The organism is Bradyrhizobium sp. BLXBL-01 (assembly GCF_051853025.1).
GTDB lineage: Bacteria > Pseudomonadota > Alphaproteobacteria > Rhizobiales > Xanthobacteraceae > Bradyrhizobium.
Map to the genome: position 1 here is coordinate 6,630,596 of NZ_CP182471.1, position 22,875 is coordinate 6,653,470.

Below are 22,875 nucleotides of genomic sequence, written 5' to 3' on the forward strand. Positions count from 1 at the left end.
CGCAAGGTAAACCGCGACCCCATCGGCTGCCGCAGCCCTGTGCAGCTTCGGCCGCGCACGCTGCGCATTCTCGAAAGCAACGCTCCGCTGAAACGTCATTGCCTGAAGCACGCACAATACGGTTGGCCATTTCATTGACGGCGTACCGCGCGCTCATAGACTTGAGCGTGTCGCTGCATCGTCCGCTCACGCATCGTGAGCGACGCAACAAGACGGATCCAATGAGCATCAACTCTCACGACCATTCCATCACGCGCCGGCTCGCCACATCGCTGCTCGCCGCTGCCATCATGCTATCGTCAGCTGCCGCATCGCTCGCCGCCGACACCGTCGTGCTGCGCGTCGGCGACCAGAAAGGCGGCAATCGCTCGCTGCTCGAAATCTCCGGCTATGCGAAGGACCTGCCCTACAAGATCGAGTGGTCGGAATTCCCGGCGGCCGCGCCGATCCTCGAAGCGCTCAATGCCGGCGCGCTCGACGTCGGCTACACCGGCGATCTCTCGTTCCTCTCGGTCTATGCCGCCGGCGCGCCGATCAAGGCGATCGGCGGCACGCGCTCGGATGCGAAGACCCAGGCCATTCTGGTGCGCCAGGACTCGCCGATCAGATCGGCGGCCGACCTCAAGGGCAAGCGCCTCGCCGGCACACGCGGCGGCTGGGGCCAGTTCCTGATCGACGCAACGCTGGAGAAGGCAGAGATCAAGCTGGAGGACGCGACCTTCGCGCCGCTCGGCCCGGTCGATGCCAAGATCGCGCTGCTCGCCGGCTCGATCGACGCCTGGGCGGTGTGGGAGCCCTACGTCTCGTTCGCGAGGTTGAAGGACAAGGCCCGCGTCATCGCCGACGGCGAAAGGCTGACGCCGACCATCACCTTCATCGTCGCCTCCGACAACGCCATCGCCACCAAGCGCGCCGCGGTGCAGGACCTGGTGCAGCGGCTGAACAAGGCGCGGCTATGGTCACTCGACCATCTCGGTGACTACGCGAAGAACACGGCCGAACTAACAAAACTGCCGGAGGACGTGCTGCTGTCGGCCTACACCGCACAGCGCACCAGCCCGATCGTGATCGACGAGAATGTGATCAAGGAGGTGCAGGAAGCCTCGGACCGCTCGACGCGTTACGGCATCCTGCCGAAGAAGCTCGACGTCAGCAAAGCCGTCGACCGCAGCTTCACGGCTGCGGCCGCGGGATCGAACTAGGCGGAGGCGGCGGGATGCACCGGCTTCGCCTCAGGCCCGGCCCGTTGCATCTCGCCGCGATCGTGCTCATGCATGCCGCATGCATGAGCCTGATCGTGTGGCTCTCGTTCTAGCCGTGCGGTCTCACCAATATCTGCGGTAATAGTGACGGTGATAGGCGCGGTACGGCCGGTAGTAGCCATAGCTGTAGTACGGACGATAGGGCCGATAATATCGCGGATAGACCGGGGCGTAGCCGTACCCGCCGTAATAAGCGGGGGCATAACCATAGCCGTAGCCCGGATATCCATAGCCGTAGCCGCCGTAATAGGGGCCGCCGCCGTAATAGCCGTAAGGAGACCCCGCGGCGATGGCGCTGCCGATGATCGCGCCGGCCGCGAGACCGCCGAGACCCCAGCCCCATCCGCCGCCACGCCAATGCACCTGCGCGACGTTGTCGCCGGTCGCAGCCTTCATCGCCGCGACGTTGGTCGGCATCGGGGCCGCATTGGCCTGCCCGATCTGGGCCGCCATGATCGCGCCGCCCAGCGAACAGGCAATTGCCGTCTTCCAGATCCTCATCGTCTTACTCCCTGTCTGTCCTTTCGCTTGGAAAAGGATCGCAGCGCCATGATCGGGCATCCTTGCGCCAAGTCAAAGCTTAGAATTTCAAAGCCTGGAGTTTGCGTGCACCGCACAAGACGCTTGCCTCCGTTCTGATCAACCCGGTGCCGGGCCACTTCGTCGCCTGTGACACCTGCACGACGGTGCCGGTGGCCCGATCACCCGGCAAAGCATTAAGCTTCCCGTGCATTCGCAACCAACAACCACCTTCACGATTTACTATTCGTACCATTACTATCGGTTCCAAGGTGCGCGGCCGGGGAGGCTTCTGGCGAGCGCCAGAGTTGTGGGAGGATCACATGAGTGCCGCGAGACCCGAGCCGCTTGCCCGTCAAGCGCTGGCATTTGTCTTGGCCGGAGGACGCGGCAGCCGTCTGCTGGAGCTGACCGACCGCCGCGCCAAGCCGGCGGTCTACTTCGGCGGCAAGTCCCGCATCATCGATTTCGCGCTGTCGAACGCGGTGAACTCGGGCATCCGCCGTATCGCGGTGGCGACCCAATACAAGGCGCACAGCCTGATCCGGCACCTTCAGATGGGCTGGAACTTCTTCCGCCCCGAACGCAACGAGAGTTTCGACATCCTCCCCGCCAGCCAGCGCGTCTCCGAGACCATGTGGTATGTCGGCACGGCGGACGCGGTGTACCAGAACATCGACATCATCGAATCCCACGCCTGCCGCTTCATCGTGGTGCTGGCCGGGGACCACATCTATAAAATGGACTACGAGGTGATGCTGCGCCAGCACGTCGAGAGCGGCGCCGACGTCACCGTCGGCTGCCTCGAAATGCCGCGGTCGGAATCCTCCGGCTTCGGCATCATGCACATCGACGAGAACGGCTGGATTCAGGAGTTCCTGGAGAAGCCGAAAGATCCGCCGCCGATGCCGGGCAAGCCCGACGTCTCGCTCGCCAGCATGGGCATCTACGTGTTCGACGCGAAATTCCTGTTCGACCAGCTCAAGCGCGACGCCGAGGACCCGAACTCGAACCACGATTTCGGCAAGGACATCATTCCCTACCTCGTCAAGAACGGCCGCGCGATGGCGCACCAATATTCGACCTCCTGCGTCCGCTCCGGCAGCGACACCCGCGCCTATTGGCGCGACGTCGGCACGGTCGACGCCTATTGGGCCGCCAATATCGACCTCACCGACGTGGTGCCCGAGCTCGACCTGTTCGACCGCGCCTGGCCGATCTGGTCCTATGCGGAGATCACCCCGCCGGCGAAATTCGTCCATGACGAGGAGAGCCGGCGCGGCCAGGCGGTGAGCTCGCTGGTCTCAGGCGGCTGCATCATCTCCGGCGCCTCGCTGCGCCGCTCGCTGCTGTTCACCGGCGTGCGCATCAACTCCTACGCCAATGTCGAGAATGCCGTGATCATGCCTTACGTAAGTGTCGGCCGCGGCGCCCGCTTGAGGAACGTCGTGATCGACCGCGGCGTCGAGATTCCGGAAGGCCTCGTCGTCGGCGAGGATCCCGAGGTCGACGGAAAGCGCTTCCGCACCACCGAGCAGGGCATCTCGCTGATCACCCAGCCGATGATCGACAGGCTCAATACATGACGCCTGTTCGCGTCCTCGCGGTCGCCTCTGAAGTCTACCCCCTCGTCAAGACCGGCGGCCTCGCAGATGTCGCCGGCGCGCTGCCGGTTGCGCTGAAGACGCATGGCGTCGAGATGCGCACCTTGCTGCCGGGCTATCCCGACGTGATGCGCCTTTTGTCCGGCACAGAGGAGCTGCGGCGCTGGCCGGATTATTTCGGCGGCCCCGGACGGCTGCTGGCGGGCTCGCATGCCGGGCTCGACCTGTTCGTCCTCGACGTGCCGCATCTCTATGCACGGCCGGGCAACCCCTATGTTACCACCGATGGCGTCGACTGGGCGGACAACGGCGTGCGCTTCGCTGCGCTGTCGCGCGTGGCGGCCGATATCGGCCATGGCCTCGTGCGGGCGTTCGTGCCCGACGTCGTGCACGCCCACGATTGGCAGGCGGGGCTCGCGCCGGCCTATCTGCACTACGAAAATCGTCCGCGGCCCGGCACCGTGATGACCATTCACAACATGGCCTATCAGGGCAAGTTCGCGCCCGAACTGATCGGATCGATCGGCCTGCCCTGGCACGCCTTCAACGTCAACGAACTGGAATATTTTGGCGGCATCAGCTTCTTGAAGGCCGGCTTGCGCCTTGCTGATCGCATCACCACGGTGTCGCCGACCTACGCGAAGGAAATCCAGAGCGACGAAGGCGGCATGGGGCTCGGCGGGCTGCTTCGTGAACGGTCGGACGTGCTGAGCGGCATTCTCAACGGCATCGACATCGAGGTCTGGAATCCGCAAACCGATCCGCACATCGCCTATCGCTTCGGCGCGGAGGACCTGACATTCCGGGCCGCGAACAAGGCGGTGCTGCAGCAGCAGTTCAACCTCGATTCCTCGGACGAAGCACCGCTGCTCGGCGTCATCAGCCGGCTGTCCTGGCAGAAAGGGCTCGATCTCCTGCTGGAAGCCATCCCGACCATCCTGCGCGAAGGCATGCAGCTCGCGCTGCTCGGCAGCGGCGAGCGCGATCTGCAGGATCGCTATCAGGCCGCGGCCCGCGCCAATCCCGGCCGGATCGGCGTCGTGATCGGCTATGACGAGATCCTGGCGCATCTGATCCAGGCCGGCTCGGACGCGTTGATCGTGCCGTCGCGCTTCGAACCGTGCGGCCTGACCCAGCTCTGTGCGCTGCGCTATGGCGCCGTGCCGATCGTCTCCCGCGTCGGCGGCCTCGAAGACACCATCGTCGATATCGGCGCGGCCGACGCGGCCGGCCGCGATGCCACCGGCTTCAAGTTCGCCCCCGTGACGGCGGATGCCCTCGCCGGCACGCTGCGCAAGGCCAACACCGCCTTTCACGACAAGCTGACCTGGCGCCGCCTGCAACGTAGCGGCCTTGCGACCGACGTCTCCTGGCGCAATCGCGCCGGCGACTATGCCGCGCTGTATCGAAATCTCATGGCGGCCCGCGGGGTTTAGCGTTTTCGAGCGAGGCGGGCATCGGTTCGCGTCAAGAAAACGCGTCAGAACAAGAATGGGAGCTTCGTTCCGATGAAATCGGAACGAAGCTCCAGCATGGCCGAATCCATGCTATAGAGCGCGCATGGACCCGCTATTGACCAAGCTGATCGGCTTTGCCGCAGCCACATGCACCACCGTCGCCTACGCGCCACAAGCCATCAAGGTATGGAAGACCCGCTCCACCGGCGACATCTCGCTCGGCATGTTCCTGGTGATGGTGCTGGGCCTCGCGCTCTGGCTGATCTACGGCCTGCTCTCGGGCGATGGCCCCCTGATCGCCTCGAACGCCGTCACCATGCTGCTCGCCGGCGGCATCCTGGTGATGAAGCTAAGATATGGGTGAGGCTTTTTTCGCCTCTCCCGCTTGCGAGGAGAGGGAGAAGATCACCCAAACACGTACGACGCCATCGCCACATGCGCGACCTCGTCGACGAAGACGCGGCGTCCGACGTCGCTGCCCGCGGCGCCAGCCGCCACCATCAGCGGCAGCAGATGGTCCTCGCGCGGATGCGCAAGGCGTGCGCTCGGCGCATTCTCCCAATCGACCAGCATCGCGTTGCGGCGCGCGGCATCGGGGTTGCTGATCGCCTCGTTCAGATAGGCTTCGAAATCATACGAGACGGGCTTGGACTCCGGACGGTTGAAGCCGCGCATGTTGTGATAGGTAAGCCCGCTGCCGACGATCAGGATGCTTTCGTCACGCAAGGATGCGATCGCCTGCCCCACCTTGACGTGCTCGGCCGCGTCATAGCTGGACTTCAGCGACAGCAGCACGATCGGCATGTCGGCGTTCGGATACATCAGCCCGAGCGGAACGAACGTGCCGTGATCAAAACCCTGATCGGGATCTGCGCGGCAATCGAGGCCGGCATGCGTGAGCAGCGCCTTCACTTGCGTAGCGAGCTCGGGCTTGCCCGGCGCGGGATATTTGAGGTGGTAGGTATGCTCGGGGAAACCGTAATAGTCGTAGACCATCGGCGGGTGCGGCGAGGTCGACACCGTGAAGGCGTCGGCCTCCCAGTGACCGGTGATGACCAGCACGGCCTTCGGCCTCTCGGGCAGAAGCTGCGGCAAGTTCGCGAACGCCTCGGCGGTCTTGGCATATTGCACCCGCCTGTCCTCCATGAAAGGCCAGGGGCCGCCGCCATGCGACAGGAACAGGGTCGGAAATCGCGTCATCGGGCTCGTCTCGTTGACAACAGGCGCGTGCTTACGGTCCGCACGATTGGCGGTGAGCATAGGCAAAGTAGCATGGTTAGCAAGTCGTTAACGATTTGCCGCCCAGAATCCCCGGCGGGGCCGAAGCAGTCGGCTTGAAGACAAGTGAGACGTGCGATGAGGAAGTTTGCGCTGGGGGACGTCGTCAACAGTGATAAGGGCCGCCGCGGTGTCGTCCGCGCCGCCTTCAAGTCGCGGGATGGCCTGCAATTCTATGCCGTCGAGAAGGACGGCGCGATCGATTACCTGGAGGAAGACCGGCTCAGCCCGGCGCCGCGCGTCGAACTCGCGGCTTAAATCCGATTCATCTCCTGCCCTCATTTGCCAGCCGGTCGAGACGCTCCGCGATCGGATCGTCGCCGCTCGCGATGCCGTCGTTCGTGATCAGCAGCAGGCGATCGCCGCCCGCCGCGTCCCAGCGCGGCAGGTCGGGACCATTGAGGTCAGGGCCATTGGGATCGCCGCTTCGAGCGAAGTTGATCCAGTAGGCGCGCATGCGGCTTGCGACCTCGCGGTCGCGCCGCGACAGGATGCCCGCACCGGGCACGCCTTCCGCGCCGAAGATGAACTGCAGCTCGCGCCCGTGGCCGATGTCCGGATTGGCGCGGCGCGCCTCCGGCACATAGGCGAAGCGGTAACGAAAGGTCGGCGCGCCGCTTGCCGCGTGCAGGCGGGCCAGCAGCCGCACCGGCTCGGAGAAGACCTTGTCGGTGTAGACTTTTGCCGCGAGATCCGACGGTCTGGTGAGATCGGGATAGAGCTTGCGCAATTCCTCGCTACTCGTGCCCGGCGGCGCAAGCTCCTCCTTGATCGCGGTCTCGTTCTCCAAGCCGGTCTCGTCCTCATTCGAGCCGATGATCAAGGGAATGCGGCTTTGGCGTCCGGCCGCAAAACCTGCGGCGAGGTCCTCGGTCACGAGACGTCCATCCATCATCGGTGCAAAGCTGCGCGGTGATTTCTCCAGCAATTGCTGTTCGGCGGCCAGCAGGCGCCGCGGCTCGACTGCGCGCAGATCCGTCTTCGGCCCAAGCGCGGCCACGAAGAGCCGGCCGATGGCCTCCGCCTCTTCTGCCGAACGCGGCCGCGCGCGGCCTGGCACCGATTGCAGAATGGCCTTGTGGAAGAGATCGCGCGCTGGCGCGGACAGCATCAGCAGCGCGATCGATGTCGCCCCTGCATCGCTGCCAAACAGAGTGACGTTGCCCGGATCACCGCCGAAGGCCGCGATGTTGTCGTGCACCCAATGCAGCGCGGCGACCTGGTCCATCAGGCCGAGATTTCCGGAGCCGGCGTTCGACAGCGCGGGATACGTGAGCCAGCCGAGCGCGCCGAGGCGATAATTCACGGTGACGACAATGAGGCCCGCCTGCGCCAGCTTGGCGCCATCGAACAGCGGATCGTTCGCGGTCCCCGTGGCGAACGCGCCGCCATGGATGAACACCATGACCGGCAATGGGCCATCGACCCCGAAAGGACGGAACACGTTCAGCGTCAGGCAATCTTCGCTCGCCACGGGCAACGCCGGCTGACGGCACGGCGCGCCGTAGTCGTAGGCGGTGCGCATCTCCGAGCTTTCGGTCGTCGGTTGCGGCGGTTGCCAGCGCAGCGCCCCGACCGGCGGCGCCGCGTAAGCCAGCCCCCTGAACGAGGCCACCTCGCCCTCCACGGCGCCGAGCATCTGCCCTTCCCGCGTCAGCGCGAATGGAAATTGTCCGACCGACTGGGCGACGGCCGAGCCGACCCCACACAGGACTGCGATAGCCGCAACGAATGCAAGCAGGGCCCGCATCTTCGGAACGATCTCGATGAAGGATTCCGGCAGGTTATGTCCGGAGCCGTCGGCGAGGCAAGCCTCGCGCCCGCGCCTAGCCGCCTTTGCCGATCAGCTCCGCGAGCGCACGCCTTGCGACGATGCCGAGCTCGCCCAGCGTGGAGTGGCCGGATTGCGCCGCCTCGATCAGGCGCTCGGCGATGAACCTGCGGCTGTCGTGATCGCCGCCATGCGGCAGTTGCCGGCACGTCTGCTCGAGAACGACGTCCATGTTCGCTTTGGTTCGCTCACTCAACTCTGTCATGACGCCCGGGCGGTACGCGTGGCTTGTAAGCGCAAGCATACACAGAAGGATGATGGCTGATTACCCCGGGCTATCACGGCCATTGTGCATCGCGGTGCGTGTGGTGCCACAACATTCGCGCGGTCACGAAGCCGCCGCAAACGACCACCCTAAGATTGCACTTGCTCTGATGACAAGCTGAGCCTGCGGCGATAGCCTGCCGCCAAAACAAAACCTACGGGAGGAACACCATGCCTGACGCAATGGTCGCCACACGTGCCTCCGATGAGCGCGGAACCGCTCAAAAGGTCGATGTCGCCGTGGTCGGCGCCGGATTTGCCGGCCTCTATCTTCTCCATCGCCTGCGCAAGGCAGGGTTCTCGGCGGTCGGGCTCGACGAGGCCGGCGATGTCGGCGGCACCTGGTATTGGAACCGCTATCCGGGCGCGCGCTGCGACATCCAGACCATCGACTACAGCTATACGTTCGATCCGGAGCTCGAGACCGCCTGGACCTGGTCTGAAAAGTACGCGACCCAGCCCGAGATCCTGCGCTACCTCGGCTTCATCGCCGATCGCTACGATCTGCGCCGCGATATCCGTTTCAAGACCAAGGTCACCGAAGCCAGATGGGACGAAGCGTCGGAGCGCTGGCTCATCACCACTGACAATGGCGCGCCGGTGTCGTGCCGCCATTACATCATGGCGACCGGTTGTCTCTCCGCGCCAAAGCCGCCGGAGATCGACGGCGTCAAGGACTTCAAGGGCGAGGTCTATTTCACCGGACGCTGGCCGCATGACGGCGTCGATCTCACAGGAAAGCGCGTCGCCGTGATCGGCACGGGCTCCTCGGCGATCCAGTCGATCCCGCTGATCGCCGAGCAGGCCGCGCATCTGACCGTTTTCCAGCGCACACCGAATTTCGCATTGCCGGCGCATAACGGCCCGGCGCCCGCGGACCGCATGAGCCTGCTGCAGAGCGACCGCGCGGCCTATCGCGAGCAGGCACGGCAGTCGATGGCCGGCGTGCCCTACCCGCAGCAGACGGTCGTGAGCTGGCAGCTCAGCGATGCCGAGCGTCGCGAGCGGTTCGAACGCGCCTGGGCCGCCGGCGACCTCGTCCACATCCTGACGCAGCTCTGGGCCGACCAGGCCGTCGACCTCGACGGCAACAAGATCGTCCAGGACCTGATCCGCGAGAAGATCCGCGCCGCGGTGAAGGACCCCGAGACCGCCGCGGCACTGATGCCGGACGACCATCCGTTCGGCGCGAAACGCCCCTGCCTCGACACCAACTATTACGCAACCTACAACCGGCCGAACGTCACGCTGGTCAATCTGCGCAAGGAGCCGATCAAGGCGATCACCGCGAGCGGCATCTCCACCAACGGCCGTAGCTTCGACGTCGACGTCATTGTCTTCGCAACCGGCTTCGATGCGATGACCGGTGCGATCCGGGCCGTGCATCCGATCACCGGGCGCGGCGGCAAGTCGCTGTCCGATGTCTGGGCGCAGGGGCCGCAGACCTATCTCGGCCTGACGGTCGAGGGCTTTCCGAACTTCTTCATGATCACCGGCCCTGGCAGCCCGTCGGTGCTGTCGAACATGGCGGTGTCGATCGAGCAGCATGCCGACTGGGTGGTCGATCGCCTTGCCGCGCTGCGCGATGCCGGCTTCACCACGATGGAGCCGACCGAGACGGCGCAGGCCGGCTGGAACAGGCACATGGCCGACTGCTCGATGCTGACGCTGCACCGGCTCGCCAACACTTGGTACACGGGCGCCAACGTGCCCGGCAAGGTGCAGGGGCTGATGCCCTACACCGGCGGCGTCGGCCCCTACCGCAGCATCTGCGACGAGGTGGTCAGCCGCGGCATGCTCGGCTTCAAGCTCACCGGCCCCAATGGGGCCGCGCAATGCAATGACGGCGAGGTGGTGCGCCTGCAGCCGGACGTGCGGCTGGTGCTGAACCTGCTCGCATCTCTCAACCTGCCGCCGATCGAGTCGATGGGCGCGGAAGGCGCACGCGCCTTCGTCAACGAGTTCAACAAGGGCCGTCCCGCGGGGCGGCCAATCGGCGAGATCGTCGACGGCACCCTGCCCATTGCCGACGGTGTGTTGCCCTACCGTGTCTACAAGCCCGCAACGCCGGGACCGCATCCGGTCGTGGTCTATTTCCATGGCGGCGGCTGGGTGCTCGGCGACGAGCAATCGGACGAGCCGTTCTGCCGCGACATGGTGCGGCGGACCGGCATGATGTTCGTCAGCGTCGGCTATCGCCACGCACCTGAGCATCGCTTCCCGACCGCCGCCGAAGACGGCTATGCGGCCACGCGCTGGATCGCCGAGCACGCCGCCGAACTCGGCGGCAAGCCGGGCCCGGTTCTGGTTGCCGGCTGGAGCGCCGGCGGCAACATCGCTGCCGTCACCTGCCAGCTCGCGCGCGACCGCGGCGGGCCTGCCATCGCCGGCCAGCTTCTGGTCTGCCCGGTCACCGACTGCAGCTTCGATCGCCCCTCCTACGAGGACAATGGGACCGCCTACTTCCTGACGCGCTCGCTGATGTACTGGTTCTGGGACCTCTATTGCTCACCGGCCGACCGCACCGATCCGCGGGTCTCGCCGCTGCGCGGCAAGGTCGCCGGGCTGCCGCCGGCCCTTGTGGTCACCTGCGAGTTCGATCCGCTGCGGGACGAGGGTGTCGCCTATGCCGAGGCAATGGCGGCCGCCGGCGTCCCGGTCGAGCAGCTCAAGGCACGCGGCCACTTCCACTCGTCCTTTGCGATGGTGGACGTGGTGATCACAGGCGTGTCGGGCCGGGTGCAGATGGCGGAGGCCTTGCGGCGCTTTGCCGGGCTGCCGCCGGAGGTCCGCCGCGGCGAGAGCAGCCAGGAGCATGACAGCCCGGGGCACAGGATCGCGGCGGCCGCGAGCTGAACCGGAAAACGGCGCGGCCGGGAACCGTTCCCGGCCGCCGGCGTGGCGATTGGTGTGATCCCGGGCAGCCGGCTGTATCCACCAGATACAGCTACGGCTGATGGTCAGGCAGCAACATCGATGCGGCGACGAGGCCGCCTGCTGATCCAATCGCCGCAACAAGCCAGGGCCATGCGTAACCGGCAGCCGATGCTTCGTCCGATAGGATCGCACCGAGCATTGCGATGCCGAGCGCAAATCCGGCCTGCCGCATGACCACGGTGACCGCCGAGGCCATGCCCGTTTGGTCCGGAGGCACCAACGCAACGACAGCGCTCGACAGTTGCGGATGCGCGAGGACTGCGCCAATCCCGGCCAACAGCATTCCGGTTGCCGCAGCAGCGAGAACGACTTGCGCGTTCGGGAGCCAGCCGCTCGCGGCAAGGACCAGAATGAGATCGCCTGCCAGCAGCGCCAGCATCGCCGTCGCGAACAGCCGGCGCCAGCCCCAGCGTGTTGCGAGGCGAGCGCCATAGGGCGGCAGCAGAAGCATCGGCAACGTCGCGAAGAGCATTGCGAAGCCAACGGACGGACCTGACCAGCCGAACGCTGCGTTCAGGAACGGCGGCAGATAGACGAGAACCGCCCAGTATCCAACGGAAACAGCAATCAGGAGCGAGGAAATGCCGACCATGACCGGCCGAATGAACACGGCGGGGTCGAAAATCGGCACGGGCCGGCGCCGCTGCTGCATCACGAAGATGGCGAGCAGACACGCGCTCAGCCCGAGGCCCGCTGCAGTCCGGGCCGGCATTGCACCTCCCTTCAGCAGGCTCTCGATCGCAAGACCAAGCGCAAACGTGAGAAGCACGACGCCGCTCCAGTCCAGCGGGCGGCCGGCAGGATCACGCGATTCTGCGACCAGCCGCGGAACCGCCAGAAGCGTGAGCAGACAAAGCGGGATATTGGCCAGGAAGATCCAGCGCCATCCGAACCAGGCCGAGACAAGTCCTCCGAGCGCTGGTCCGAGCGCCATGGCGGTGCCCGAGAGCACGCCCATGAATGCAAAGGCGCGGGCGCGCTCGTCAGGCCGGGCATAGGCATTCGCAAGCAGCGCAATGCCTCCCGTGATAACGAACGCCGCGCCGAGGCCTTGAACTGCACGCGCGCCCCACAGCATCGGACCACCCGCCGCGAAGCCGCAAATTATCGATCCGACCAGGAACACGACGTTGCCGCCAAGCAGAGCGCGTCGGCGTCCATACTTGTCGGCCAGCGCGCCCGCGGCGAGCAGCCCGCCGGTAAATGCCAGGCTGTAGGCATCCATCACCCAGGCATAGGCAGCGCCGCCGAAACCGAGTTCGGCGGCCATGGCCGGCATCGCGACAACAACCGCGGTTACGTCGAATTGCGTCAGAAAGGCCGCCATGCCGAGCACCATCGCTGGCAGCAGGTCGTGCCAACGACGTGGGGACTGCATGTCGGGTTCAGGCGTGATCATCGTTGCCCCATCGTGAAAGCGTCTGGTACCGATATGCATACCGGGGCGAAGCCTGCGCCAATGCAATGCATTCACATCGGCATGAAAATGTTTCATGATGATGCAATGCGTTCATTTCCTCCCTTCGACGGTCTGATTGCGTTCGAGGCAGCCTTGAGACATGCGAGCGTCACGCGCGCCTCCGCGGAGCTCGGGCTCACGCAGAGCGCGGTCAGCCATCGGCTCCGCAAGCTCGAGGACTTCGTCGGGACGCCCCTCCTCGTTCGGCAGCCGAGCGGCTTGTGCGCCACGCCCGCCGGCATTGCCCTCTCGAACGAGTTGGCCGGTTTGCTCGACAGGATGGCGGATTTTCGTGCGCTTTGTCGCGCCGCCGCTCCGCCTCCGGCCTTGAAAGTGGGCGTCGGTGCAGCGCTTGCCGACTATTGGCTCGTGCGCCGCTTGCCCGATTTTGCGCAAGCACATCCCGGCATACCGGTCGAGCTGGCCGTACGTGAACCCGACGCACATGCGAGGTCGACCGATCTTGACGTCGCGGTGGTGTGGCAACCAGCAGCGGGCTTGAGGCCAACGTCGACGCAGCGTTTGCTGGTTCGCGAGCATGTTTACCCCGTCTGCCACCCACGCCTGCTGCCTGGCCAGCAACCGCTGACCGACGTGACGCGCCTCAAATCGTTGCCGCTCCTGCACAAGGGCCGGATCGGCGAAGACCGCGGGGTCGAATGGTCATGGACCTCCTGGTTCGAACGATTGGGTCTCGGCCGCCCGCCACCCGCCGAGATACGCTTTGCAACGATAGCCACCGCCATAGCCGCGGCCCTCGCCGGCAACGGGATCGTGCTCGCGCGTTCGCTGCTGGTCCAGGACGCACTCAAGGACGGCAGGCTGGTACGGGTGCTTCCGCAATCGTGGGACTTGCCGTCGAGCAAGGCTCAGATCGTGCGCTGGCCCGCGGCAATGGCCAAAGATCCCCGCGTAATGGCGTTTGTCGGCTGGATATTGCAAATTCCGAAGATCCCGAGCGCTTGAGCCCTGCGCCGTAGCCGATGAGCCGGGAACCTTTTCCCGGATGCCGCGTTGGGGCTGGTGGCATTGAGATGCAGCGACAGGTGTATGGGCCCCGGCACGCGAGCACGTGTGCTGGGGTCGTCTTTTGCGTGAGGCAGGACGATGGGGGACGTTGTTGCGGAGTCAAAAGTCGATTTCGGCGCGCTTGCGGCGCTGCATAAATGGCCGTCACTCGGCAACCAGCGCCGACCGGACCGCGAGCCCTACCAGGTGAGCGAGGGGACGCTCGACCAATGCATCTCGGCCTTCATGCAAAAGCCGGCGGCGACCCGGCATCTCTATGAGATCCGCACGGCGCCGCAGCCGCCGCTGGTTACCGCCGTTCTCTCCCCCGAACACGTCATCGAGCTATCACGCTGGCGGGAATTTCTCTGACGGCCTTCACAAGCACGTGCGTAGGAACCTTCTTCCGGTTTTTCCCGTTGTCGGAGATCGGAAGTCAACTCGTGAGCGCCTCACATGCTTGAAGCTGGCGTTGCATCTCCCGTCGTGCCCTATGGCGCGGACCAAACCCTCTTCGTCGTCGTCGACCGTCTCGACATTGCGACTGAAATCCGCATCGAGCGCAGCGATCTCGAAGCCACCATCGGCGAGTTCGTCGCTGGCTGCTTCAACGATCCCGTCAAGGTGATCTCGTTCAACACGCTCGAACACTGGATCAAGGACATCTCGACCGAGGTCGCCGGCGCGATAAAGGCACGCTGCGACATCTATGGCATAGAGCTGCCCGACTATCTCAGCGAATTCGTCGAGAGCCATAGCTGAGGGCGCATCGCACCTCAAACGTTGCACATCGCGCCCAACAAAAAAGCGCCGCTTCCGCGGCGCTTTTCGTGTCGTCACCTCAGTGGTGCCAGAACAATGCCAGCAGCAGAACGATCGGCAGCGGCACGCCAAGCAACCAAAGCAAAGCACCTCGTCCAAAACCCATGATGTCCTCCTCCTTCTTGATCACCGGGATGACGCCGGGAAAAAGGAGAAGTTCCGCGCCTCGCAGCGAGGGCGGATGCGATCGGAGCATGGAACGCGGGACTTAGTTGCGGCGGTGCTTACCGGCGATGACCTCGATCTCGCGGCGGCGTTCGCCGGCGAAGGTCAGCAGCTTTTCGATCGTCAGCGTATCCGTGATCCGCTTGGCGAGCCGCTCGGCGCGCGCAGCCTGATCTTCGAGATGCTGGATCGTGTTCAAGCGCCGCCTCCCCCAAAGCCCCGAATTGTACGGACAGCCATGGTGCTCGAAAAGCCGCTAACAGCCGGTTAAGCGCGCCGCATCGTTCGCAACGCCTAACGCACGACCTCGAGCCTGACATTGGTGATGCCCTTGTCGACCATGCCGAGCGCCTCGGCGGCGGAAGGCGAGATGTCGACCACGCGTCCGCGCACGAAGGGCCCGCGGTCGTTGACCCTGACCGTGACGAAGCGGCCGGAGGAGGTCTCGGTGACGCGCAGCTTGGTGCCGAACGGCAGGGTGGGATGCGCCGCGGTCAATTCGTTCTTGTCGAACTTCTCGCCGCTCGCGGTCTCCGTATCCGAATAGAAGCTCGCGACGCCGTGCGAAGCCGTCTGCTTACCCTCGGAGCTGCGCGCCCGGCTGATCGGGCGTGGATGCAGCGCCGCCACCCTGTGCGGGCGCTCCACCGCGGCTTGCCGGGTTGTTCCGGCGAGATCGGCTTTCTGACGGCCGACCGGCGATTGCGCGCAGGCGGCGAGCGATGCGGCCCCGAGGACCGCGAGCAATAGCCGGCTCGAGCTAGCCAGCGACATCCGGGCAGTTTCGGCACTTGCAATGCGAGACATGATGCGCCCTCCGAACAACCCCAAGTTTCCGTGGGGAATGAGGGCAGAACCTTGTCGGAACAAAAGCGGCTCTGGGGCCGCGGCCGTTTCGCGCCAGCTGTGACGATTCCACCACAGTGACTGTCCTGAATCGGGACAGAACCCGCCGCCGGAGTCGGCAGCTGCGGCTCAGGCCGGAGGGGGGATCGCGCGCAAGACGTCCCTGAAAACGCCGAACTGCAATCGAAACGCTTGCGGGCTGTAGTCCTGGTAGTAGCCCGCCGTCACGGCGACGACGAGATCGAGCTCCGGCACGATGCGGATCGACTGCCCGCCGCGCCCCAGCGCACCGATCCAGTTGATCTTCCGGTCGTTGACGCGCGCTTGGCCGAGCCACCACAGATATCCGTAGGATTGATTGTCCGTCCCCTTGATCTTCTCAGCAGTCGAGGCGTCGATCCAGGCCTTGGAAACGATCCCGCGGCCGTTCCAGCGGCCGCCCGCAAGGACCAGCTGGCCGATCTTTGCCATGTCGCGCGGCCGCAGTCGCAACCCTCCTCCCGCATCGGTGTCTCCACGGTACCGAGCCCACGTCGTGCTGGTGATTCCCAAAGGCTCGAACAACGCCTCACGCGCGAATTCATCGAGAGGACGTCCGGTCGCCTTGCGGATGATGGCCGACACCAGAGTGAGTGCGCCGGTGTTATAGAAGAATTCCTGCCCCGGCGCGGCCGTCACGGGAAGACCGAGAACGTAACGACACGGATCCCATGCCATATGCATGCGCGACTCGTCGTTGTCGTAGTCGCCCGTTGCAGGAGTCGCCTCGATCCACTTCAGGCCCATCGACATGGTCAGCGCGTGCACCAACCGGATACGATCCTTTTCGGGGGACCGCAGGTCGGACAGTTCGGGGAAGAAGCTGAAGATCGGTTCGTCGACGCTGCGGATCAGCCCGCGATCGATCGCGATCCCGACGGCGAGTGACGCAACGCTCTTGGAGACCGACTTCACGCTGTGCAGCGTGTCGGCATCGAAGGCGAGAGTTTCCACACGGCGGCCGTAGATCGGGTCGGGAATTTCGTCGGCTCCCTTGAAGTAGCTCTCGAACGCCAGCTTGCCATTGCGGGCGACCAGCACGGCATGGATGTTGGCATCGCTGGAGACGAGGCGATCCGCCATCCCGCACAGCGCCTCGCGATTGACGAGACTGTTATCGTTGACGGAGCCGACCGGCCAGCCGTCGCCCCGCTCGAGCGGACCACCGCAGCCTTCCGGCGGGTTCGCGTAGACCGGCAACGCAGAGAACGGCGCGAGTGCGGCTCCGCCGAGGAGTGACATGAATTGACGCCGCCGCATTCGAAGTCTCCCGTCACCCCTGTCGCGGCGCCGAGCAAATTTCGGCGCCGGCGTAGCCAGGCTGCGCGCTCTCTCGAAGGATGCGCGCGAATTCACGCCAATAGAGCTGTCGCCAGCTGGTCTTCAGACTGGCAAGAAAATCAAGTTCGCGTTGCGTCAATGTGCACATCGCTCTTTAGGCCGCGAGGCCTCCCATCGGTTTGATTTCGGCGCTATCAGGGAAGACCTTCTCGGCGAGCACCTTCTCCTCGACACGCAGATGATCCCTGAGCAGGCCCTTCAGCACGGCACGCAGATCCGTGGTCGGCTTGAGATCGCGATCGTCGAGCAGTTGCGCCGCCTTCAGGCCCGGCCAATCCGCGATCACGCGGCCGCCGGCGAGCCCGCCGCCGATGAGGAAGGCAACCGTGCCCGTGCCATGGTCCGTCCCCTGCGTGCCGTTGATGCGCGCGGTGCGGCCGAACTCGGTGACGACGGCGACCACGGTCTCGTGCCACACCGCGCCCATGTTGCTTTCGATCGCCGCGAACGCGCCGTCGAGCGCGCCGAGCAGATTGTAGAGCTGGCCCGAGGCCGCGCCTTCGGCGATGTGCGTGTCCCAGCCGACGAAGCCCATCGCGCCGACGCGCGGGCCGTCGGGCTTGGCGAGATAGCGCGCGGCGGTGCCGGCGGCCTCCGCGAAGTAGGCGCGCACGCGCGCAATGCCCGGCGGCGCCAGCGTCGGATCGTCCGACATCGGATCGCCCGTACCCCTCGCACCGTCGAGCGAGGCGAGCTTCATGCGGGCCTGCAGCACGGTCGCGAGCTTCGGGTCGGTGTGCTGATAAAGATCGAGCAGGCGGTTCTGCGTATCCTGGCTCGCCGGCAGGAGTTTTTGCGGCACCCAGGTCATCACTGGCGCGGAGCCGCGCACCACCAGCGGCGTCACCGAGCCGATGCCGAGCGCGCGGCTGCCGCGCGGATCGACCCGACCGCCGGACTCCATCGCCAGCAGCGCACGGTTGAGCCATCCCGAAGCGGTCGCACCGGGCCTGGTGAAGCCGCTCTCCAGCACGTCCTGGCCGTCGAAATGCGAGCGCTCGCGATAGGGCGTCGCGGTGGCGTGGACGATCGCGGCCTTGCCGCTCTTGTAGAGCCGATGCAGGTTCGGCATCGCCGGATTGAGCGCGAAGAAGGAATCGAGCGGCAGCGCCGCCGGCTTGCCGTCGAGCAGCAGCGCGCGATCGCCGCGCAGGGCGACCCAGTCGGGATCGCCGACCGGCGCCACCGCGCCGAGGCCATCGAGCGCGCCGCGCAGGATGACGACGAGCAGGCGCGGATCGCGCCCTTCCGCGCGCGCGATCCGCGGCATCTGGCTCCAGGCGAACAGCGCCCCGGAGCCGGCCAGAAGCTCGCGCCGCGTGGGCAGATGACGATCGAAGCCCATGCTCACCTCCTCTGAAAATCCGCCGACATGAACAGCAGCGCGAGCGCCTGCTGCCGGCTCTCGGCGCGGCCGACCGCCTGCTTCACCTCGGGTGCGATCTCGGATGCAAAGACGTCCTCGATGATGACTTGCGGATCGGCCATGCCGGTGATGCGCTCGGCCAAATTGTTGGCGACGTCGAGCCGCCGGCCGACACCGTCGATCCAGCTCGCCTCGTCGTCCGGATAGCCCTTGGGCGATGATGGACGCCATAGCGGCTCGCCGAGCAGCTGCTGGCCACCGGTGTAGAGGACGGGATCGACGACCGTGATGCCGGTCACGCGCACCATGCCGACGACCCATTCGCCGGGTCGCTTGAGCTTTGACGGCGGTCCACGCCATGCCTCGTCCGACGACACCATCGCGATTGCGACCTGCTTGAGGTCGCCCTCGGTGTCGCGAAAGGTCTTCGCCATCTGCTCGACCAGAGCCGGCGGCGGCTCGTCGGCGACGAAGTGCCGCGCCAGCTTGGTCGCGACGTGGGTTGAGGTCGCCGGATGCGCGGCGAGGTCGCGCAACACGGCGCGGCCCTGCTCGGCATCCTCCTGCTCGTAGCGCTTGCCGAGCACGGCCTGGCCGCCGGGCTCGTGCAGCCGCGGATTGAAGGTGAACTCGCCGCCGTGCTGGGGATCGGCGCCCGGCGGCACCAGCGTCCAGCCGGTCATGACGTTGGCGAAGCTGATCACGTCGTCCTGGGTGTATCCGGTGCGCACACCGAGCGTGTGCAGCTCCATGATCTCGCGCGCGATGTTCTCGTTGAGGCCGCGGCTGCGATTGATGCCGGCGATCGAGTTCGCGCCCATCGATTCCAGATTGTCGAGATAGAACAGCATCGCCGGATGGCCTTCGACGGCGAGCAGCAGATCGACGAAACGGCCGAGCGCATTGGCGCGAACCGCCTCGCGCTCATAGGCGCCGGACATGCTCTGGATCTTGTTGGCCGAGACGCAGAAATGGTTGGACCAGAACCACACCAGCCGCTCGGCAAAGCCGATCTCGGCGGCGAGCGCGGCTTCGGTGCGCAGCTTGGCTTCCTGCAAGTACATCGGACGTCCGGGATCGGGAACGGCGTCAGCCGCCTGCTTGGCCGCCATCTCGGCGGCGTCCTTGTCCTGCACCTGACCTTGCGCCTGGTCTTCCGACATCGCCGGCGCGGCCGCCGCCATCTGCTGCTTCTTGGCCTGCTGCTGCGCCTGCTTGACCCGCGCCGTCCGGCGGGCGTTGGCGTCGGCCACGGTGCGAAAGGCCTTGGCGCTTGTGGGAAGCCCAGCGGCGGCGGTCAGCGTGAGCGGCCGGTCGAGCTCGGCGATCAACGCGCCGCGCGGGTCCGAGCCCATTGCGACGATCGATCCCGGCCGCGGCCCCATGCCGAAGCGCTGCAGCGCAAGCACGGTCTCGGCCCTTGCAGGATTGCTCATGGCGGAGCCCATTTTTCTCGAGCCTGCCGACACGCGGCGCGAGGCTACGAACGGTAATGCTACGCATCGTAGCACTCGAGATGCGCCCGGACAAGCGAAGATTGCGGCATCTCCGTCCGGCTATCGTGAACCGCCCGTCGGATGCGACGGACGCCGTCGCGATCCTAAAAGTTGGGCCCGAGCGCGATCTTGGTGATCACGCCGTTCCTGACGCCGATCCGCCATTCCGCCGAACCATTGGCGAACTGGGCGATATAGATGTCGCTGTCGAGCGCGGTGACGCCGCGGAACGAGACCGCACGCAAGGCGCCGAGTCGCGCCAGGATCGCCTGGTCGAACGGCAATTGCTGACGCGTGATGTCGGCTACTTCCGACGTCATACGGTCGTAGTCGGGCTGTCCCCTGCCGAGATCTTCGATGTAACGGCGCAGCATCTCTTCGCCATTGGCGATCGGAACAGCGCGGCGCGCGGCACGCCCCGGCTTCGCGCCGAGGCTCGATGTCTCGACATTATGGAAGCGCGTCTGCCGGCCCGGCATCAGGATTTCCAGGCACCGTCCCGACTTGTCGGCGATCATCCAGGGATTGTTTACGGTGGTCGTGGCCGCCCAGCTCATGTTGGACCTGACGACGCTCTGGTTCTTGCGATTGCCGTCGGCATCGAGATTGAAGACCCGGATGTCCTCGCCGAGCTCATTGTAGACCATGATCCGGATCGGCGAGGTGCCGGCGCGGCCGCGCACGTTCGCCTCTTCCGAGCAAGGCAGGATGCCGCCGAGCTCGTCATTGCCGTCGGCCCGGAAGATGACGTCGCCGGCCTTGCCGTCGGGCTCGAGCAGCAGGCGGAATTCAGCCGTGCCGTTCTCGAACTTGGCGCCATAGATATCGTAGCCGCCCGGGCCGACGCCGCGGAAGAAGATCGACTCCACCGCGCCGAGCGCCACGAACGTCGTTTGCATTTCGGCGAGATAGCGGTGGACCTTGGCCGCGAGCGGCGCGCTCATGCGATCATAGTCCGGCGTACCACGGCGCAAGCCTTCGATGCCGGCCAAGACCATCTCCTTGCTACCGGCCACCGGCACCTGCTCCCTGAATCGGTCGGAGACCTTGGCGAGGCGGCGCGCGAAGTCGGCCTCGACGGCCTGCGCCACCGCCGCATCGACGCGGGTCGCGAGGCGGGCACCGAAAACCGCGTTCTGCACCAGCACGCGCGACACCTTCGCCTGCTCGTCGCGCAGGAAGACGACGAGATGGTCGCCGCGGAACGAGAAGGCGTCGGTGCCCTCGGCGAGCACCTGCGTTGCGCCCTGCCCGGTCTCCTGCAGCCAGAGACGGTCGCCGTCGCGGCGGACGCTGAGCACGCGGCTGGGCGCCAGCCGGTACCAGCCGACATATTGATCGAGCGACGCGATCTCCGCAGCCGGTGCCGGCATCTCCGCGACACGAACCGCGCGAATGTCGCGGCCGTTCATGCGCAACGTCAGCTCGGCCGAGCGACGCTCGGCATCGACGGGGAACGTGATTTCGCCGGACGAGGCCGGGTAGGACGCCGTGCCGTCGCTGCCGACCGAGAGGCGCAATTTCCGCTGTCCGGTCGCCTGGCCGTAGAGCTCGTCTCCCTCGCGGAAGATGGCGAACACCGAGGCCGGGCCCATGGCGTAGAAATTGACGAAGGGGCGGTAATGCTGGGCCGGCACCTCGCCGCCGTCGGCGATAGCGGGCGCGGGGTCGGGAGTGCGATAGGCGATCATGCCGGTCGACACGATCACCGCCGGCACGATCGCGGCCGCGATCCACAACCGCTTGCGCCAGCCGACCGCGACGGGCATCGCGGCGGCCGCGATGATCCGCTCGACGCGGGCGCGCACGGTCGAAGCCCGCGCCATCGCAAGCTCCACCGGGCGTGGCTTCACGCTGCTGGCAAAATCGAGCAGAATCTCCGCATAGGACAGCCGGTCGTCGATCACTTCGATCGCCTGCGCGTCGCTGATGATCTCGGCGAGCTCGGCAAGGCGCGCGAGCTGCCACCAGGAGAACGGGCTGAACCAGAACACCGCACGATTGAGCGAAGCAAGCAACAGGACGTAGAAATCGCGGTTGGCGACATGCGCGCTTTCATGGGCGAGCACCGCGAGGCGCTTCTTCGCATCCCAGCCTGCAAATTGCGGCGGCACCAGAATGGTCGAGCCGAAGGTGACGGGACCGCCGACGTCGCGGCTGACGCGGATGTCGGCATCGATCAGCTGCGCAGCTTTCACCGGCTTCGCCGCACGCATCAGGCGCCAGGTCAGGCCGAGGCCGATGGCGAGCCGCAGCAGCAACAGGCCGGCGACGCCGGCATAGACGATCGTCGCCACCAGCCACCAGTCGACCAGAACGCCGTTTGCAACCGGCGGCGCCGCGACGGCGCCCGGCGCGATCGGCAGGGTCGGCTGCGACATCTCCAGCATCGCGATGTCGGCCGGCCACGATTCGCCCGGCACCGGCACCGATGCTGGTAGCCGGTCGATGGTGAGCGTCGGCCAATGCATCACGAATGGCATCGCGAGCGAGGCCATCAGCACGACGACCCACGCCGTCATGTGGACGTGCGGATTGCGCACACGGAATAGGGTGAGACCGAACCAGACGACGCCTCCCAGCACAAAGGAGCGCAGCGCCGCCTCCGCCAGAGTTGCGATCATTCTTTCTTCACTCCCCTCGCTTTCTTCGCCTTGGCCACCTGGTCGGCCAGCGATCGCAATTGCTGCTGGTCGAGCATCTTGTTGTCCACCATGCCGACGAGGACCTCCTCGATCGAGCCGTTGCAGAACCAGTCGACGATGCGCTGCACCGCCTTGGCGGCAACGCGCGCGCGTGGTTCGGCGGCGTGGTACACGTAAGTTCGGCCGTCCACCGTGTGGTTGACATAGCCCTTTTCCTCCAGCCGGCGCAGCACCGTGCGCACCGTGGATTCCTTCAGACGCCGCGACAACCGCTCACGCACGATCTCGGCCGTGACAGGACCATCGGCCCAAACCAGTTGCATGACCTCACGCTCGAGGTCGCCGAGTTCAGGCAGGCGATCGTCCATGGCATTTGACCTTGCGGATTGAGTATTCTTGTAACGCTACAGACTGTCGCATATGCAGCCGCGGAGCACAATGGCGATTCCACCTGAGATGGTGGTGATGGGTCGACCTAACTGGGAGTCGGGAGTCGGACGGACGGTGCGCTCCCTCTCCCGCTGCGGGAGAGGGTC

At 65.7% G+C, this 22,875-nt stretch carries 21 protein-coding genes; 9 read left to right on the forward strand and 12 right to left on the reverse strand.

The features are described 5' to 3' along the window. The first annotated feature begins 221 nt into the window (after window positions 1–221). Complete coding sequence (locus ACNJYA_RS30815; protein WP_439364256.1) at window positions 222–1,202, forward strand: ABC transporter substrate-binding protein; 981 nt, start codon at window positions 222–224, stop codon at window positions 1,200–1,202. 123 nt (window positions 1,203–1,325) lie between these two features. On the opposite strand, the gene ACNJYA_RS30820 is transcribed toward ACNJYA_RS30815, so the two are convergent. Next, window positions 1,326–1,763, reverse strand: coding sequence for a hypothetical protein (locus ACNJYA_RS30820; protein WP_439364257.1), 438 nt, complete (start codon window positions 1,761–1,763; stop codon window positions 1,326–1,328). A 341-nt stretch (window positions 1,764–2,104) separates the two neighbouring features. On the opposite strand from ACNJYA_RS30820, the gene glgC reads away from it, so the two are divergent. The 3 genes from glgC to ACNJYA_RS30835 all read left to right on the forward strand — a co-directional run bounded on the left by glgC (window position 2,105) and on the right by ACNJYA_RS30835 (window position 5,206). After that, window positions 2,105–3,367: a glucose-1-phosphate adenylyltransferase gene (glgC, locus tag ACNJYA_RS30825; RefSeq protein WP_172787398.1), complete on the forward strand. Its 1,263-nt coding sequence runs from the start codon at window positions 2,105–2,107 to the stop codon at window positions 3,365–3,367. Then, window positions 3,364–4,821, forward strand: coding sequence for a glycogen synthase GlgA (gene glgA / locus ACNJYA_RS30830; RefSeq protein WP_439364258.1), 1,458 nt, complete (start codon window positions 3,364–3,366; stop codon window positions 4,819–4,821). Before glgC ends, glgA begins: the two co-directional genes overlap by 4 nt. Before the next feature lie 124 nt (window positions 4,822–4,945). Beyond that, on the forward strand, window positions 4,946–5,206 hold the full coding sequence (locus ACNJYA_RS30835) for a SemiSWEET transporter (RefSeq protein WP_172787400.1): 261 nt from the start codon (window positions 4,946–4,948) through the stop codon (window positions 5,204–5,206). Window positions 5,207–5,247: 41 nt separating this feature from the next. On the opposite strand, the gene ACNJYA_RS30840 is transcribed toward ACNJYA_RS30835, so the two are convergent. Further along, on the reverse strand, window positions 5,248–6,042 hold the full coding sequence (locus tag ACNJYA_RS30840) for a DODA-type extradiol aromatic ring-opening family dioxygenase (protein WP_260380234.1): 795 nt from the start codon (window positions 6,040–6,042) through the stop codon (window positions 5,248–5,250). Between the two features lie 156 nt (window positions 6,043–6,198). Here ACNJYA_RS30840 and ACNJYA_RS30845 point away from each other — a divergent pair, with 156 nt between their 5' ends. Beyond that, window positions 6,199–6,378 carry a hypothetical protein gene (locus tag ACNJYA_RS30845; RefSeq protein ID WP_172787402.1) on the forward strand — a complete coding sequence of 60 codons (180 nt, stop codon included), beginning with the start codon at window positions 6,199–6,201 and terminating at the stop codon, window positions 6,376–6,378. 7 nt (window positions 6,379–6,385) lie between these two features. Here the strand turns inward: ACNJYA_RS30845 and ACNJYA_RS30850 are convergent, their stop codons facing one another. Together ACNJYA_RS30850 and ACNJYA_RS30855 are read right to left on the reverse strand one after the other, a co-directional pair. After that, on the reverse strand, window positions 6,386–7,870 hold the full coding sequence (locus tag ACNJYA_RS30850; protein WP_439401234.1) for a carboxylesterase/lipase family protein: 1,485 nt from the start codon (window positions 7,868–7,870) through the stop codon (window positions 6,386–6,388). Window positions 7,871–7,946: 76 nt separating this feature from the next. Next, on the reverse strand, window positions 7,947–8,195 hold the full coding sequence (locus ACNJYA_RS30855; protein WP_172787404.1) for a hypothetical protein: 249 nt from the start codon (window positions 8,193–8,195) through the stop codon (window positions 7,947–7,949). Window positions 8,196–8,386: 191 nt separating this feature from the next. Between ACNJYA_RS30855 and ACNJYA_RS30860 the strand changes: the two genes are divergently transcribed. Then, window positions 8,387–11,071 carry a flavin-containing monooxygenase gene (locus ACNJYA_RS30860; protein WP_212258340.1) on the forward strand — a complete coding sequence of 895 codons (2,685 nt, stop codon included), beginning with the start codon at window positions 8,387–8,389 and terminating at the stop codon, window positions 11,069–11,071. 91 nt (window positions 11,072–11,162) lie between these two features. Here ACNJYA_RS30860 and ACNJYA_RS30865 read toward each other — a convergent pair whose 3' ends face one another. After that, entirely contained in the window at window positions 11,163–12,551 is a 1,389-nt protein-coding gene (locus ACNJYA_RS30865; RefSeq protein ID WP_439364260.1) for an MFS transporter, read from the reverse strand. 105 nt (window positions 12,552–12,656) lie between these two features. On the opposite strand from ACNJYA_RS30865, the gene ACNJYA_RS30870 reads away from it, so the two are divergent. The 3 genes from ACNJYA_RS30870 to ACNJYA_RS30880 all read left to right on the forward strand — a co-directional run bounded on the left by ACNJYA_RS30870 (window position 12,657) and on the right by ACNJYA_RS30880 (window position 14,381). Next, window positions 12,657–13,577 (forward strand): LysR substrate-binding domain-containing protein, encoded by a 921-nt coding sequence (locus ACNJYA_RS30870; protein ID WP_439364261.1) that lies wholly within the window; start codon window positions 12,657–12,659, stop codon window positions 13,575–13,577. 141 nt (window positions 13,578–13,718) lie between these two features. Next, entirely contained in the window at window positions 13,719–13,991 is a 273-nt protein-coding gene (locus ACNJYA_RS30875; RefSeq protein WP_172787408.1) for a hypothetical protein, read from the forward strand. Window positions 13,992–14,075: 84 nt separating this feature from the next. Next, window positions 14,076–14,381, forward strand: a complete 306-nt coding sequence (locus ACNJYA_RS30880; protein ID WP_439364262.1) for a hypothetical protein — start codon at window positions 14,076–14,078, stop codon at window positions 14,379–14,381. 268 nt (window positions 14,382–14,649) lie between these two features. On the opposite strand, the gene ACNJYA_RS30885 is transcribed toward ACNJYA_RS30880, so the two are convergent. From ACNJYA_RS30885 to ACNJYA_RS30915, 7 genes are all read right to left on the reverse strand, one after another. After that, the gene (locus ACNJYA_RS30885) at window positions 14,650–14,805 is read right to left on the reverse strand and encodes a hypothetical protein (RefSeq protein WP_172787410.1); all 156 of its coding nucleotides are present in this window, start codon (window positions 14,803–14,805) and stop codon (window positions 14,650–14,652) included. Between the two features lie 95 nt (window positions 14,806–14,900). Continuing rightward, entirely contained in the window at window positions 14,901–15,413 is a 513-nt protein-coding gene (locus tag ACNJYA_RS30890; RefSeq protein WP_172787411.1) for a septal ring lytic transglycosylase RlpA family protein, read from the reverse strand. A 168-nt stretch (window positions 15,414–15,581) separates the two neighbouring features. Next, window positions 15,582–16,751, reverse strand: a complete 1,170-nt coding sequence (locus ACNJYA_RS30895; RefSeq protein WP_439401235.1) for a serine hydrolase domain-containing protein — start codon at window positions 16,749–16,751, stop codon at window positions 15,582–15,584. A 175-nt stretch (window positions 16,752–16,926) separates the two neighbouring features. After that, window positions 16,927–18,177 (reverse strand): DUF1501 domain-containing protein, encoded by a 1,251-nt coding sequence (locus tag ACNJYA_RS30900; RefSeq protein ID WP_439401236.1) that lies wholly within the window; start codon window positions 18,175–18,177, stop codon window positions 16,927–16,929. 2 nt (window positions 18,178–18,179) lie between these two features. Then, a complete protein-coding gene (locus tag ACNJYA_RS30905) occupies window positions 18,180–19,634 on the reverse strand; it encodes a DUF1800 domain-containing protein (protein ID WP_439401237.1) in 1,455 nt (484 codons plus the stop codon). A 164-nt stretch (window positions 19,635–19,798) separates the two neighbouring features. Continuing rightward, complete coding sequence (locus ACNJYA_RS30910) at window positions 19,799–22,318, reverse strand: M56 family metallopeptidase (RefSeq protein WP_439401238.1); 2,520 nt, start codon at window positions 22,316–22,318, stop codon at window positions 19,799–19,801. Next, the gene (locus tag ACNJYA_RS30915; RefSeq protein ID WP_212258346.1) at window positions 22,315–22,707 is read right to left on the reverse strand and encodes a BlaI/MecI/CopY family transcriptional regulator; all 393 of its coding nucleotides are present in this window, start codon (window positions 22,705–22,707) and stop codon (window positions 22,315–22,317) included. Before ACNJYA_RS30915 ends, ACNJYA_RS30910 begins: the two co-directional genes overlap by 4 nt. Window positions 22,708–22,875: the final 168 nt, after the last annotated feature.